At 43.2% G+C, this 16,545-nt stretch carries 11 protein-coding genes; 1 reads left to right on the forward strand and 10 read right to left on the reverse strand.

Annotated elements, in window-relative coordinates:
• The first annotated feature begins 19 nt into the window (after window positions 1-19).
• On the forward strand, window positions 20-961 hold the full coding sequence (locus tag E2K93_RS03650; RefSeq protein ID WP_135437790.1) for a hypothetical protein: 942 nt from the start codon (window positions 20-22) through the stop codon (window positions 959-961).
• Between the two features lie 105 nt (window positions 962-1,066).
• Here E2K93_RS03650 and E2K93_RS03655 read toward each other — a convergent pair whose 3' ends face one another.
• The 10 genes from E2K93_RS03655 to E2K93_RS03700 all read right to left on the reverse strand — a co-directional run bounded on the left by E2K93_RS03655 (window position 1,067) and on the right by E2K93_RS03700 (window position 16,545).
• Window positions 1,067-2,896: an ABC transporter ATP-binding protein gene (locus tag E2K93_RS03655; RefSeq protein WP_135437791.1), complete on the reverse strand. Its 1,830-nt coding sequence runs from the start codon at window positions 2,894-2,896 to the stop codon at window positions 1,067-1,069.
• A gap of 53 nt (window positions 2,897-2,949) precedes the next feature.
• Window positions 2,950-4,539, reverse strand: a complete 1,590-nt coding sequence (locus E2K93_RS03660) for a PepSY domain-containing protein (RefSeq protein ID WP_135437792.1) — start codon at window positions 4,537-4,539, stop codon at window positions 2,950-2,952.
• A 102-nt stretch (window positions 4,540-4,641) separates the two neighbouring features.
• Window positions 4,642-7,764 (reverse strand): efflux RND transporter permease subunit, encoded by a 3,123-nt coding sequence (locus E2K93_RS03665; RefSeq protein WP_135437793.1) that lies wholly within the window; start codon window positions 7,762-7,764, stop codon window positions 4,642-4,644.
• 1 nt (window position 7,765) lies between these two features.
• On the reverse strand, window positions 7,766-9,247 hold the full coding sequence (locus tag E2K93_RS03670; RefSeq protein ID WP_135437794.1) for an efflux RND transporter periplasmic adaptor subunit: 1,482 nt from the start codon (window positions 9,245-9,247) through the stop codon (window positions 7,766-7,768).
• A gap of 134 nt (window positions 9,248-9,381) precedes the next feature.
• A complete protein-coding gene (locus E2K93_RS03675; RefSeq protein ID WP_135437795.1) occupies window positions 9,382-9,777 on the reverse strand; it encodes a CopL family metal-binding regulatory protein in 396 nt (131 codons plus the stop codon).
• 100 nt (window positions 9,778-9,877) lie between these two features.
• Window positions 9,878-11,428 carry a phospholipase D family protein gene (locus E2K93_RS03680; RefSeq protein WP_135437796.1) on the reverse strand — a complete coding sequence of 517 codons (1,551 nt, stop codon included), beginning with the start codon at window positions 11,426-11,428 and terminating at the stop codon, window positions 9,878-9,880.
• A 137-nt stretch (window positions 11,429-11,565) separates the two neighbouring features.
• Window positions 11,566-12,114: an acyloxyacyl hydrolase gene (locus E2K93_RS03685; protein ID WP_135437797.1), complete on the reverse strand. Its 549-nt coding sequence runs from the start codon at window positions 12,112-12,114 to the stop codon at window positions 11,566-11,568.
• Between the two features lie 269 nt (window positions 12,115-12,383).
• Window positions 12,384-13,295: a UTP--glucose-1-phosphate uridylyltransferase GalU gene (gene galU, locus E2K93_RS03690; RefSeq protein ID WP_135437798.1), complete on the reverse strand. Its 912-nt coding sequence runs from the start codon at window positions 13,293-13,295 to the stop codon at window positions 12,384-12,386.
• A 15-nt stretch (window positions 13,296-13,310) separates the two neighbouring features.
• Window positions 13,311-14,528 carry a capsule biosynthesis protein gene (locus tag E2K93_RS03695; RefSeq protein WP_135437799.1) on the reverse strand — a complete coding sequence of 406 codons (1,218 nt, stop codon included), beginning with the start codon at window positions 14,526-14,528 and terminating at the stop codon, window positions 13,311-13,313.
• 10 nt (window positions 14,529-14,538) lie between these two features.
• Window positions 14,539-16,545, reverse strand: a complete 2,007-nt coding sequence (locus E2K93_RS03700; protein WP_135437800.1) for a capsular polysaccharide biosynthesis protein — start codon at window positions 16,543-16,545, stop codon at window positions 14,539-14,541.

A 16,545-nucleotide genomic window follows, 5' to 3' on the forward strand; every position in this document is an offset into this window, starting at 1 on the left:
CCATAGTGAGGTGAAAATTATGTTTACAACATTGACCAAGGTGGCCTGTGCAATGCTGTGCGCATTAGCAAGCGCCAGCTGCTTTGCGGCAACACTAAACATAACCAGCAACAGTCAAGACAGTAAGCAAAAGCAAAAAATCGAATCCTGGTTGACCTTTGCCAAAACAGCAACGGAATCCACCTTAACAATCATCAAACAACCGGAACTGCCGATAACGGTGAGCGTGCAACGCTATGGCACAGAGCCTGTACCTTGGGGTGAAGTGAAACGTGCCTCGCGCGGCAACGAAGAATATGACACCCTCAATTTTGTGGTTGGCGGTCGCGCCAGCTTAATGCAAATGCAACAAGACTGGACGGTTTACCATGAGATGGCGCACCTATATTTACCTTACATGGACTATCCGTCTTTTTGGATGAGCGAAGGCTTTGCCTCATACATGCAAAATGTGATTATGCTGCAGGCTAAAGTGTATGATAAACAAACCTTTATTTATAAAATCAAAGATGGCTTTCGCCGCGGTGAGAGTAACTGGCGCCGAGCGCCCGGCCCTTTAGCCGAGGTCAGCGATGATATGTGGCAAAAACGTGCATTTCGCCGAGTACATTGGTCTGGGGTTGCGTATTACTTAACCATAGATAGTCAACTGCAACAGCAAGGCAGTTCATTAGCGAAAGTAGTTGAAGAGTATTACAACTGCTGTTTAACATCGTTTCAACGTGGCAAAAATTTGGCAGGACAACTGGATAAAGTCAGCAAAACCAAATTGTTTTCAACCACGTTTGACGTATACCACCAACGCGAGGATTTCCCGCAGATTGACGATGCTCTGATTAACCAAGTCGCCAATTATTATCAGCAAAATAAAGCCGATATAGACGTTGCTGATGCTGATGCTGATAAGAGCCTAGGTGAGTCTGCAACTCTAGACAAAGCCGAGTTAACAAACGCCCAATAAGCCACAACAGTATGCAAGCGCTACGCTCTCAGAACATTGAGCTCTAACTGCATTGATTTCTAACTGCATTGAGCTCTACCAGCATAAAGCTATGCACATTGCAGCTTATTCCAAACCGAGAAAGCCGCCGGTTTGATGTGCCCAAAGCTGCGCATAAATGCCTTTTTTCGCCACCAATTGTTGATGATTACCTTGTTCGACGATTTTGCCTTGATCCAGCACAATAAGCCTGTCCATGGCGGCAATGGTTGACAGGCGATGAGCAATGGCAATCACTGTCTTACCTTCCATTAATTGATATAAGCTTGCCTGAATCGCCGCTTCGACTTCAGAATCAAGCGCCGATGTTGCTTCATCCAATAATAATATTGGCGCATTTTTTAACAACACTCGGGCGATGGCAATGCGTTGACGCTGACCACCCGATAATTTTACACCTCGCTCACCGACCTGCGCATCTAAGCCTTTATTGCCATGCGGGTCTGTAAGCGTGGCGATAAACTCACTGGCCTCGGCCTGCTCAATTGCCGCCAGTAGTTCGTCTTCACTGGCACTTGGTTTGCCATAAAGAATGTTTTCACGAATAGAGCGATGCAATAACGAGGTATCTTGCGTAACCATGCCGATATGAGCCCGCAATGAGTCTTGTTTTATTTGGCTGATATCTTGTTCATCAATACTAATTCGACCTTTTTCTAGATCGTAAAATCGCATCAATAAGTTGACCATGGTTGACTTGCCCGCGCCAGAGCGTCCAACTAAACCAACTTTTTCACCCGGCTTTATCTGCAAATCAAGGCCATCGATTACACCGATATTTTCACCATAGTGAAAACTGACATTGCTAAATGAAATCGCCCCTTGGCTGACGTTTAAATCGCCAGCGTTTGCGGTATCTTGCACTGCCGTTGGTTTAGACAAGGTATTCATGCCATCAGCGACTGTGCCGATGTTTTCAAACAAACCGCTGACTTCCCACATGATCCATTGTGACATGCTGCTTAAGCGCAATACCAAGGCGATGGCAACGGCTATCGCACCAACGCTTATCGCTTCAATCGTCCATAAGTAAATGGCAATCGCGGCAACGCTGAAAATCAATAGGTAATTAATTAACTGCACAGAGAAATTAATGCCGGTTACCATGCGCATTTGTCGATAAACGGTATCAAGAAAACCTTCCATACTCTGTTTAGCGTAGGCTGCTTCTTGATCGGTATGAGCGAACAACTTCACGGTTTGAATATTGGTGTAACTGTCGACTATGCGCCCGGTCATTAACGAGCGCGCATCAGCCTGCTCGGTCGATACCCGCTTTAAGCGAGGTAGGAAATACACTTGCAATAACGCATAAGCGACCATCCATATCAGCATTGGCCATAGCAGCCGTAAATCAGCATCCGCCATCATCACCGCCATCGTAACCACGTAAATGGTGATATACACCAAGACATCCAACAATTTGGTGACGGTTTCGCGCACTGCCAGTGCGGTTTGCATCACCTTGGTCGCCACTCGTCCAGCAAAATCATCTTGATAAAACGACACACTTTGTCTGAGCATGTAACGATGCGCTGACCAGCGAATTGACATCGGATAGTTACCAAGCAGACCTTGATAGATAATCAATGCGTGTAGCAACACCAAAATTGGGATGACCACGACAACAATCAGGCCATAGGTTAATAACTTACCGCCTTCGTTTTGCCACAGCGTGTCTGGACTGTTGCTAGACAGCATATCGACTAATTGCCCCATCACACCAAACAATGACACCTCAAGAATGGCCAGTGCCGCCGTCAAAATAGACATAAAAACCAAAGGCAATTCAAAACCTTTGGTGTAATGGCGACAAAACTTCCACAACTTACCCGGTGGCTGGCTGACTTTATTTTCTGGTAGCGCGGCCACCCAAGATTCAAAAAGTTTGAACATCAAAGATCTCTATTGTGTTAAGTAAGGGGATACGTCGGTATGAATATGACTAATTATGAGACAAAGCCACCGGCTTTACGAATTGTCAGGCGCTTTCTCTGCAATGACTTTAACAGCCAAATCACCCCGGTGATAGACATCAGCAGGCTGAGCAATGAAAAACAGATAATGAGCCAGTGGTTAAAACTGCCGTTATTGGCGTAATCCATAAAGTGCAGTTTTAGCATTAAATCATCAATTCGAGTGTTTGTAGTCGATACATCAATTAAACCGCCATGTTGTGCATCAATATACAGATAAGTTTGTTGCGCATCAGCTAACGAAAGACGCCAATATGGGTTGCTGAAACCGGCGATATCGCGAGAAAACACACCATCTTTGGGCATTCCATAAAAGTATTTAGTATCACTAATGTGTTGTGGCTGAGGATTAAGCGCCGCCGCTAAATTTACTACTGATGCTTTATCCAGCACCACAGGTTGCCCTGTTTGCGCATGCAATAATAGCTGTTTGCGTGGCTGATACTGATGAGCACCACGATAGAAGGTGAGTAAATAATGCGGAGCATCAAAGCGCCAGATCAGCTCAACAGACTGCAGAGCTATCTGATCATTAGCAGCCTGGCCGCTTAATTTTGATCTGAGCATAGCGATGTCCAGCAAACGGGAGGTATTGGCCAATGAGTTTGCCCAGTTTTGCGGCCACTGCGGTTGTTTTGGTAACACCACTTTTTCACTGAATCCGGCTAAATACAAACCGGAGATTAACCAAAGTAAAAATTGTATGACCACTAAAGCGGACACCAGTTTATGTATCGCTTGGTACCATTTAGAACGAACTCGCAACAGCTGCTTAGTACCATCCGCCGAGCTTAGCGTGGTTATACGGCTAAATTTATTAGCGAGCCATTTTATGGTCAGAATTAACCCTGCCAATGTGGCCAATAGCGCCAAAATGGATAAACCCCATAAATACGGGTTATTAATGTCAGCACCATCGTCGTAATCAACAATGTGCAGTCGCCACATCCAATCAAAAATACGCCACAAATGGTGGCGAATATTTACCACTTCACCGGAAAAATGGTCGATATAGACGGTGGTTGCTAAACCATCATCAAACTGGACTTGCCAGACTGGCAGCTTGCGAGGAGATATTTCTTCAACTGGGTGTTGCGCGCTAAGCAACTCAATTGAGGCAATATTGCTGTTGTTAGCTTTGTTAGCTTTGTTAGCATTGTTCGCGGTGTTAGCGTCGTTAGCGTCGTTAGCGGCTAAAGTAATGCGTCGCTTGGCGATATCTATCGCCATTTGCCGATCAATCGTATTTAACAAGTCGCCGCTAACGGCATCGATTAATAACCACTTATTATCATGCTGGTCAGATTGCAGTCGATACACTTGCCTGTTGGCATAAGCCTGCAGTTGAACGTTTTTGGCATCAGGGTAACGCTGTAATAGCTCATTTATTGAAAAGCGAACCTTGTCGAGATCAATTGCGCTAGCTTTATTTAACACCGACTCGCCATGAATACCATGGATGTCCTGACTGACCATGTAAAGGCCAGACAGACTCCAAATTAAAAACTGAATACCAATAAAGTACATCAGCCATTTGTGGTATTTACGCGCCAGTTTGAGCATGCGTTATTCTTCTTATTCCTTGCACCTAGGTGCTCGACGTTTATCTCCGCCAAGGCACATAGGTCTGCCCACATAGGTCTGCCCACATGGGTGTGCCGCTAATCAGTCCAGTTTGACATATTCGCGGCGTTTAACCAAGGCAAAAACAGCAGGTAAAAGTAGCAATGCTAAGACTAAGGCACTGCTCATGCCACCTACCATAGGCGCGGCAATACGGCTCATGACTTCAGAGCCTGTACCTGTGCCATACAAGATAGGCATTAAGCCAATAATAATGGTCGCAACTGTCATAATTACCGGTCTAATTCGTTTACTGGCACCATCGACGATGGCTTGTCGAAATTCAACGTCGGTAAGCTGAGATTGTTGTCTATCCTGCTTAGCATCGGTCAGAGATTGATTTAAGTAGACGAGCATAAGCACGCCAATTTCAACCGCAACACCAGCTAAAGCGATAAAGCCTACGCCAACGGCAACCGAGAAATAAAAGCCTTCGAGGTAAAGCAGCCATAAGCCACCGACCATGGCCATCGGTAGGGTTAATAAAATAATCATAACCTCGCTAAAACGACGAAAGTTTAGATAAAGCAAAACGACAATGATCGCCAATGTCAGCGGCAGTACAAAACTCAGTTTTTGTTGTGCCCGCAACATGTATTCGTATTGGCCTGCAAAGTTTACCGAATACCCCGCCGGCAGATCCAACTGCTCGGCTAATAATGATTTAGCGTTTTGTACGTAACTGCCAATATCGACGTTTTCAATGTCGATAAAGGTCCAGCCATTAATGCGCGCATTTTCACTCTTGATCCCTGGCGGGCCGTCTTCAATGGCTATACTGGCAATCTCGCCAAGGGCGATATGTTGACCATCCGGTGTAATGACAGGCAATAGTGCTAATGCCTGTGGCGAGTTGCGGTAATCTTGCCCATAGCGCATGTTAACCGGGTAGCGAGCCAGACCTTCAACGGTTTGTGTGACTTGTCTACCGCCAACGGCGGTACTGATGATTTGCTGCACATCGGCGATATTAAGACCATAACGCGCCGCCGCGAGGCGATTGATGTCGATAGTTAAGTAACGCCCACCCGCGACTCGCTCAGAATAAACCGAGGCGGTACCAGCAAGATCAGATAACAAGGTTTCAATATCTTGGCCTATACGTTCAATAACACGCAAATCAGCGCCAGCAACCTTGATGCCGACCGGTGTTTTTACACCAGTTGCCAGCATATCAATGCGTGTTTTTATGGGCATAACCCAAGCATTAGTTAGCCCAGGGAATTTTACCCGTTGGTCTAATTCGGCAATGATGTCATCGGTGCTAATGCCTTCACGCCAAAGGTGTCTCGGTTTAAGCTGAATAAAGGTTTCGATCATTGTCAGCGGCGCTGGATCCGTTGCTGTTTGCGCTCTACCGACTTTGCCAAACACGTTTTCCACTTCAGGAATGGTGCGGATTAATTTGTCGGTTTGTTGCAATAACTCGCGTGCTTTACCTATCGATATGCCAGGGTATGTGGTTGGCATATACATTAGATCCCCTTCATCAAGCTCTGGCATAAATTCACTGCCGATTTTGTCCGCGGGATAAAAGCCTAACACCGTCACCACAATTGCAACAATAACGGTGATTTTTGGGAAGCGTACCACGAGCTTAACGACTGGCGTATATAGCGCAATTAATAAGCGGTTAAGTGGGTTCTTTTGCTCACTGATCACGTTACCGCGAATAAAGTAGCCCATAAGAACCGGCGTTAGGGTAATTGCTAAACCTGCGGCCGCTGCCATGGCATACGTTTTGGTATAAGCCAATGGCGCGAACATGCGCCCTTCTTGTGCTTCAAGAATAAACACGGGCAAAAAGCTGACGGTGATAATTAACAAACTGAAGAACAGTGCCGGCCCGACTTCAGTGGCAGATTTGGTCACGATTTGCCAACGATTCTCCGCCGTTAATGGTGTTTTTTGCATATGCTTGTGCATATTTTCAATCATCACAATAGCGCCATCGGTCATCGCACCAATAGCAATGGCAATGCCACCGAGTGACATAATATTGGCGTTGATGCCTTGTAAATTCATGATGATGAAGGCAGCTAGAATGCCTAAAGGTAAACTGATGACTGCGACTAGTGCTGAGCGAATATGAAATAAGAACAGCACACAAACCAGTACCACCACCAATAACTCTTCGCTTAGTTTTTGCCAGAGGTTGTCAACGGCTCGATCGATTAATGCCGAACGGTCGTAAACGGTAACAATTTCAACGCCTTGCGGCAGGCCCTTTTTTAGCTCTGCTAACTTAGTGCGAATGCCATCGATGGTAGTTTCGGCATTTTCACCAAAGCGCATGACCACCACACCGCCAACGACTTCACCTTCACCGTTAAGCTCAGCCACGCCGCGGCGCATTTGCGGCCCCAGTCGCACCTCAGCAATATCTTTCACCGTTAATGGTACGCCTTTGTCATTACTACCAAGGGGGATGGTTTCAATATCGGCTATTGAATTGATGTAGCCTTTACTGGTGACCATGTATTCCGCTTCAGCCATCTCAATAACCGAGGCGCCCATTTCTTGATTGCCTTGTTGAAGCGCCATTTCTAAACGAGACAATGGAATGTTATAAGCGCGCAATTTATTAACGTCGATTTGCACCTGATACTGTTTCACCATGCCGCCGACTCGAGCGACTTCGCTGACACCAGGAACGGTTTGCAACTCATAACGTAAAAACCAATCTTGAATACTGGTCAACTCAGCAAGGTCGTGTTGCCCCGTGGTATCCTTCAAAGCATAAAGATAGACCCAGCCGACGCCGGTCGCATCGGGTCCTAATTGTGGTTTTACCCCTTGCGGCAAATCTTGACTGGCTTGATCCAAATACTCCAAAACTCGAGAGCGTGCCCAATATAAATCGGTGTCATCTGAAAAAATGACGTAGACATAGGAGTCGCCAAAAAAAGAGAATCCTCGTACCGTCTTAGCCCCAGGCACAGACAACAAGGCACTGGTAAGCGGAAAAGTTACTTGGTCTTGCACAACCTGTGGCGATTGTCCCGGATAACTGGTTTTCACTATCACCTGCACATCCGACAAATCAGGGATCGCATCAACAGGTGTATTTTTTACCGAGTAAATACCCGCCAATACCAGAATGATACTGGCAATAAGCACAAGTACGCGATTAGCAATGCAATAGCGAATAATGGCGGCGATCATGTTAGCTCTCCCCACCCATATCGTGCCCAGCATGCGACGAATGAGACTCTTGCGGGGCTATCTTAATCACCACAAAATCATCGTCAATTTCAAAAGTAAAGGTTACTTTCATGCCAACCTTTAGCTGTTCGATATCTATATGAGAGGCAAGTATGAAATCCATTGTCGCTGCTGGTCTATCCCACTTTTCAATCGGTCCACGGGAAATATTAACCACTCTGTTGTCGCTATCAATGGCGTTAATTACACCATCAACGGTTGCCGCTGGTAATTGTTTGGCCTGAATACGTTGAAAGTCAGAGCTGTTACTCGATTCGGAGTCCAATAGAAACTGAGCTGAGGTAACCACAAAATCGCCTTCCAGTAACCCCGATAAGATTTCGGTATAGCCATTAATATTGCGACCGAGTTTAACCTCAACGCTTTTAAACTTGCCGCCACCAAAGGCAACAACGACTTTATCTTGTTTGCCGGTACGAATAACGGCATCGGTCGGCACGGTAAGTAATGACTCACTTGTGCCTACATCGATGTGCACCTTGGCATACATATTGGGTTTTAATAACCGCTCAGGATTGGCAAAGCGAATACGCAATCGATAGGCGCGAGAACTGGCATCTAAGGTTGGGTAGATATAGTTAACAACCCCTGAAAATTGCTTGCCTGGTAAATAGTCCACGCTCATCACCACCGATTGTCCGGGTGCGAGTAAGTGACTCTGAGAGGCAAACACTTCTGCTTCAACCCAGACTTCATCCAACTGGCCAATGCTCATTAAGGTGGTGCCCGGTTCAACATAAAACCCTTCTCGAACATTTAGGCCATCAATGATGCCTGATTGCGGCGCATAAAACGTAACAGACTGCGAGACCTTGCGACTTTTATGCAAGATGTCGATAAATTCATCGTTTATTTTAAGGCTTAGTAAACGCTGACGTGCCGCTTCAATAAGTAATGCTTGTTTGGAGTTCAACGCCACTAAATACTCTTGCTGAGCGTTGACTAACTCCAAGGAATACATGGTGTATAACGGCTGGCCTTTCTTTACAGGATTACCCACGGCGCGCACATACAAATTATCAACCCAGCCTTCGACCCGAGGATGCAGATGTATCAAGCTGTCTTCGTTGTATACCACCTGACCAAGCGCCTCAATCGATTCCGTTAAACTGCGACGCTCTACGATTTGCGTTTTCACGCCCAAGTTATTGACCACATTTGGCGCAATGCTTATCGCCCCTGGGCCGTATTCATCACTTGGATCGTCTTCTTCATACACCGGCACCAAGTCCATGCCCATCGGCGACTTACCTGGCTTATCACGGCGATAGTTGGCGTCCATTGGCGCCACCCAATACAAAGGTTTCTTTTCACTTGATTGCTCTACAGCACCATCATTAATAGCGAACTGTTGATAACCAAATACAGCAGCGGCGCCGAGAACAACACCAACTACCAATGTCGAGATTTTACCGGTCGACATATCTACTCCAAATATCAAGGGGTCAGATCCCTTGAACGTCATTGCAAAATACTATTGCGAATTAATTAATTTATCTGTGAAGCCGTTATCTAAGTAACGGTAAATGGGCAAATTTTGGACGCACCTATCCTATATCAAGCGATAATAGGTGGGCGATAAAGGTTGGTTTGTAACGCCGTTAGCGACGATTTGTCGGCTACGCGGATTTTAAGCGGGGCGATGTTGGCATCAGTGTGTGTTGCTTGAGCAAGAATGAATACCACAGACGAACATGCATTGCTTGGGCAAGCACAATCGTCACCACAACAATCCATTGCCATATCAGCGTGCATGTTGTGCTGGCTGTCTGCGTCAGCCATTTGATGATGTTCACCGTGCTGTTGATGCATATCGTGGCTCATGTCATGGCTCATGTGCATTTGTGAGCTGGTATTAGTTTGTTGTTCGCATTGATGATTTTGCATAGCACTTGCCTGCCCGAATTGAGCAACGACAAACACCAAACATAAAAACATCTTTAAAAACGACACGTTAAATACCTTTTACATACTTACTGCAAAGTTTAATGGCACTTTGACTAACTGTAAAGACCTAGCTTGTGATTGATTTATTTCAGCGCAATAGAAAAAACTATAATATTTTTTTCGGCACCAGTTTGCGCAGGCGCATTTGCAAGCGTTTGAATAGACTACTTTCATCGTCAGGATTAAAGTCAGCACGAATACGCCAAGCATTTTCTGGCTGCATTTCTTCAACCATGTAGCTATTGAGTTTTTTAGCAATGTTCTGTGACTTTATAATGGTAATCGCTTCGGTATTTAAATTATCACTGCGCGGATCGAGATTATGGGTGCCGATGATGGCGATATGTTGGTCGATAACGATTGATTTAGCATGCAATCCGAATACAGGCATGTCTTTCTCTTCAGCGACGATCTCTTCCATCATCACTTGCCGTCTAATGTTGGCATCTGGCCTAAATTCATAGAGTTCAATGCCTATTGCAATCAAACGTTCTCTATCTCGATGATAACCACTAAACGCTTCAATGTTATCGGTTGATGCCAAACTATTGGTTAAAATAGACACCCGAACGCCACGTTCAATCAACTCTTTAAATAACTTTTTAGTCTGACTTTTAGTCACTAAATACGGTGTATGAATAACAACCGAGTGTTTTGCAGCGCTGATCAGCTTACGGATCTTGTCTGTTGTGTGTCCGCTACCATACCAACCATTGGTATCGGTATTTTTTCCCGGAAAATCAGATAAATACTCTACATCATCTAACCAAAGCAATTGTTTCTCATCTTTAAGGCGTTGGTAGAATGTCGGCACCAGATTAATTCGTTGGCGCACACTTGGGTAAAAATGCTTTGGGTTACAGGCATATTGATTCAATGCCTCAACATTAAGAGCAATATCTGTGTCGTTTGGCAGGTGAATAAGCTCGCTTACCGGCACCGCATAAGGGCTATACCAAAATTGTTCGAAAGAATTTTGTACCGAGCGCGTTTGCCCGCCAATCATCAACACATCTCTGTCTCGAAAATTATACTCTCTGTCGAATCCATAGTATTCATTGGCGACGTTACGGCCACCGGTGATGCTGACCCGGCCATCGACAATAAAACTTTTATTGTGCATGCGCTGATTTAGGTTATAAAAATTGGTACCAACATGAAAAAACTTTTCAACAATATTCTTACCGACATTAGCAACTGGGTTGTATATTTTTATGTCTATGTTGGGGTGTGAGTCGACAATCAACAAATCCTTGGCTTTGGCATCTACTAAAATATCGTCAATGATCACCCTAACTTTGACGCCGCGCTCTGCTGCTGCCACCAAATAATAAGTCGCTAGCAATCCGACATTATCAGCAGAAAAAATAAAATATTGAACATCAATACTCTTTTCGGCATGGTCTGATAACCAAGCACGCGTCAGCACAGCTTCACTGCCTCTTTCAAGAACATAAATTCCGGTGCGATTTTTCATTTGATCGAGATCGGGGACAAGCAATTTACTTAGGCTAATATCATTTTCAACCGGCGGGATAAGGGCACAATAATCTTCATCCACGCTCAGTGAAGACAAGCCTGGGTGTGAGCAAGCGGTAAACAATACCAGTACCGACACCGTTAATAGTATTAGTAAAGGCACAGTTTTATGCGGCATATATCACGTCCTATTGAGAAAACCGCTAACGATAACCAACATGCATCTATCTGTTAGATCACTGAAAACTATAAGAGAAATAACAAAAAAAGCGAGTCTAAGACTCGCTTTTTACATGTTATAAATATCTTTTTTCGTTAAAAATCGTAGACGAAATAAAACTGATAGGAATCAAACGCTGGGTTTGAATCATAACGATTGGCGTTGGATATGTGCTGAAAAGCAAACCCCGCTCGGGTGTCACGATCAAAACTATAAACAGGCCCGAGTCGATAATAAAACTGCCACGGACCGCCATAATCTTTATAAGCAACGCCTTGCTCACCAAACTCATAATCGCTATACCAGTACATACCACCTTCGACAGCAACTTTCAGTTCATTTGACCAATACCAACTCAAACCTAATCCGCCACCGAGAATCTCACTATCACCACCCGAGGTTTGCAACTGCCCGGCATTAACCACCGGATACCAATACAAGGGCTGTTTTTCAAGCGCTTGAAACTCGGGAAATAAATAGCTGACCTCTACTTTTTGGATATCCAGATTTTGATCTGTAGTTGGATACGCATAAGACACAGCAACCTGATGCTCATCAATCGCATGAGCACTCGTTAAAAAAAGGCCTGATAGGCCCAGTAAAATACAAGACACCCGTCTTGTGGTGTGTATAACACCCTTCATATGCAAAACCTCTATTCTTATTGTTGGAATGAATCCCTAATAAAAATTTGTTTTGCGATATACAGGTAAAGATAGATGGCGATATGCCGCGCAGCAACCACCAAAAAACGGCTCCAGTAATACCGCCCTTTGACTTCCATGTAGGTACAGTTTTAACCCTAGTAAACAAAGGCTTGTAGCGCAAACTGGGTAGCATAAAATTTAAGTGTCAGACATAAAAAAACCAGAGGCTCAGCTCTGGTTTTTCTTTTAAAATAAGTGACTTACAATTACAAATTCAAACCACTTAAATAGGCTTTATATTCTTCACCTAATTCAGGGTGACGTAAACCATATTCAACATTTGCTTTCATATAACCCAATTTTGAGCCGCAATCGTGAGATTTACCGGTCATATGAAACGCTTCTACATTTTCAAGCTTCATTAAGGTTGCGATAGCATCCGTTAACTGGATTTCATCACCAGCTCCGGGAGGAGTCATTTCCAGCAGTTGCCATATGTTATTAGATAAAATATAACGACCAACAACGGCTAGATTTGAAGGCGCATCTTCAAGCGCTGGTTTCTCAACAATTTGTGTCATGGTGCAAGACTCACCAGCGGCAACGTTCTCGCCGCCACAATCTACCACACCGTAACTGCTTACTAATTCTTGCGCTACTGGCTCAACCATGATCTGACTAACGCCGGTTTCATTAAATCGATTAAGCATAGCCGCTAAATTTTCGGTTTTAGGGTTACTTGCTACGTCATCAATCAAAACATCAGGCAGTACAACCGCAAACGGCTCATTACCGACAATAGGTAACGCTTTTAATACCGCATGACCAAGACCTTTCGCTTCGCCTTGACGCACGTGCATAATGGTGACGCCTTTAGGGCAGATCGATTGAACTTCATCTAACAACTGACGTTTAACACGCTTTTCTAACGTCGTTTCAAGTTCAAACTGCTTATCAAAGTGGTTTTCAATGGCATTTTTTGATGAATGGGTAACCAGTACAATTTCTTTGATACCAGCGGCTATACATTCATTCACTATGTATTGAATCAGTGGCTTATCAACAACAGGCAACATTTCTTTTGGAATGGCTTTTGTTGCCGGTAACATACGAGTTCCCAGTCCAGCTACTGGAATAACCGCTTTTCTAATTTTTTTAATTTGCTCTTGCTGAGCCATAGGTTTGTCCTTGTTTTAACTCGCTTTACGAATCTCTGAAATCTTAGGAGATGATTGAATCACATCATACACTCTATCAATTAAACGCCTTCGGCCTTTGTAAAAATCGCCTGGTATTTGCGTCTGTTGTTGAACATGAGAGTGAAACTTAGCAAATAGTTCTTCATCAACGGTAAAATTTGATGTCCAAAAATCATTTAGGCTTCCCTGATAAGTAATCCCCTCAATATCATAAAGAGCCTTACCCAACGTCATCGTAGGTAAATGGTGGATTAAACTTGATATTCCCACGGTCGAATTAACTGTCACGACCCCTTTTGCATGACGATATATGTCAGGTAAATTGACATCATGCACGTAAAATACTCGGTCCATCAGGTTATGTTGCAATGCCAATCGCTTGATCAGCTTTCTATAATTGAAAAAGCCTCGATCTTGAGGGTGATGCTTTATTAAGAGCGCTTCGGCTTTGTTCGCATTTTTTGCAAAGGATATTACTACGTGTTTAATAACTTCTTCAACACTAGAAAACGGTGAGTGTTCGCGTAGTTGATAATCAACTTGTACCTGCAAAGGTAATAAGAAAAATTTTTGATCAAACTTACGAAAAACATGTCGTTTAACTCCTATATCTTTTACTTTAGAAGTTAACTTTTGTTTAAAATTATTTAACCAAAAACAGCACTCTTGCCAACTCGACCAAGGCCTATGGTGTTCATAGTGTGGAAATTCATTTTGGGTAAGAGTTGCTGCGATATAATAGCGCACCGCATACCACAATCTCTTTTTAAAGGTCGGCCCAACTTGAACCTCACTTTTTACAGGTTTGGCAACGGTCGATTGAATCGTATCTAGCGAACAATTCAATGTTGAATAGGCATTGCAACCATCTTGCTCCAATGTGATAAAACCAGCGCGTAAATACCCTTCTTCAAAACACCATACTTTGATACCTTTAGCTTTAGCAACAGTTATTGCAACACGATGATAAAAGCGACAGTCACCATACAAAACCAGATCGGATATATTATGCTCGTCAATAAAGCTCATAATATACTTCCCCCAATCAGCAGTTTTTCCTTGGTAATCAAACTGATGATCTGCCCCTGCGTATACTCTATCGCCACCATTAAAATTAATTTTAAAGGTTTTATGTCCATGAGTAGAAAAGTGATTCGCCATGTACTTAAAAAAAGTACCAAGTGGGCTTTGTAGAAATAATACGTTTTTCATCATTACTCCATTAAAATGATATACGCATAGTCATCGCTTGCCATAAAAAGCTAAGCTTAATGAACAATTTTTGCATAGGTGATATGGATATCTTTTGGTTTGATGTTTGTTGTTGGACTTTGGAAACAATATTTTCTGCTGACGCAAACAAACCAGTATCCCAATCGATATAGGTTGGGTATTGGATCAAAGTTGCGTATAAGAGCTCTTCTATGGTTTTTAAATTCTTACGGCGTGCTAATGGGTGCATATCTTTTGTTAAACCCCATCCAGAATAAAAAGGCTGCCCCCAAGTCACTACATTGACGTCCTTAATTAATGCTTCAAAACCACTCAGAGACGTCATGGTATGTAACTGATCAATATGACTATAGAGACTTGTAAGAGTCAATTCGGTAACTTCTTCATCTACGCATAAATTTTTACAATCAGCAGAAATAACGCCAGCTCTATTTCCAGCCACGACGTCAGGGTGCGGCTTATAGATGATATAGGCTCCAGGATGGTAATTACGCACAGCCCATAATAACTCTTCATTTGTCTGAATAAATGGACTGCCTTTTTCCAAAGAGGCATCTCCATCTACCTGACCAACAACTAGTAATATAGGTTTGTTCACGTCTGGCCTAATATATTCAGATAATTTTCCAACGTTGTATTTGCTAACTTGGCTATTTTTCAAATTTGTTAAAAGCTTTTGTGCGCGGAGGAATTGTTCAGCAGATAATTCGGTGCTTTTTATCAGCCGCTCTAAATCACTTTCAATAGAGCTATCAAAGTACATACCATGGTTATCGAAGGCCAATGAAGATGGTCGGCATAAATTTGAGCCTAAACCAGAAGAACGAATAAAACCATCTTCTACTCGAAGACATTTTTTATCACTATTTTTCGCGCCCCAAATTAACAGCTGTTCACTTTCTTTTAAGTTATTTGGCACAGATTTAACAAACTTTACCTCTCTAGCAAACTTTTGACTAAAAGATTGAATGAAAGAACGTTTCCAAATTGAAAAGTTCACCGCATAAAGGGTTTGCCATCGCGGCTGCAAATATTGTTGCTGAACGATATCAATAATATCTTCAATCTCACAAGGTTCATTGGTAATAGGGTTAAAGTATTTTGGATATTCAACCAACGATGCATGTACCAAGGCTTGCAAGCTAATGCCATTCTTACGCCCACTACTAAGCGAATCATTTGTTAACCCCCACCCTGCATAAAAAGGCATACCAAAACAGTAAACAGGCTTGTTTAATATAAGCGCTTCGAATCCCATTTGAGAGGAAACCGTATAAACAAAATCAACAGATTTGATTAAAGCGTGGGGGTGACATACATCATCGATAATTTCTACATTATCGAGATTAAGGCTCGCTAATACGCCCTTTTTCTTACCTAACTTTGTATCTGGGTGGACTCGAATAAAGATAGTTGCATTTGGGTGGTTCTGACGTGCAGAGGCTAACATATCTATAAAGCTTTGTTTATTAGCCAAAGATCCTTTAATAGATAAGTCACCGGCAACCTGATCAACAACCAATACTGTTTCATTTTCGCATGAAGATAGTCTCTGTTTTAGTTCTCTAGGTAAGACCGAAGAAGCGTAGCAATTATATTTGGTGACGCCTTTTTCAGAAATACTGCGAATTAGATTTTCACTACGCGACAACTGCTCCTCTGTCTTTTCTCTTACTATTAGTTCTTCGAGAGTTGAAGCTGAATTAGCTTGGTAATAAAGCCCTTTAGAATCGGTAATTAAAGATACATTTTGTCCATTTTTCGCTGGGTGACCAATATAACCAATAAAGCCGTCTTCTAAATACAGATAATCAAGATGATGTTTTTGGGCGAAAGCCTTTGCTTTAAGCGTATTCTTTTTTAAACCCCAACCTAAAACCTTGTCATTATCAGCGGGGGATACAAATGATTTAACTAAAGATAAGTTATCCTTTAAACACGCTTCAATTAAAGCTTGTCGTTGGTAAATACCTTTTGAGGTGGTCCACAAAGTCAT

Origin of the sequence: Thalassotalea sp. HSM 43, assembly GCF_004752005.1 — a bacterium.
Classification (GTDB): domain Bacteria; phylum Pseudomonadota; class Gammaproteobacteria; order Enterobacterales; family Alteromonadaceae; genus Thalassotalea_A.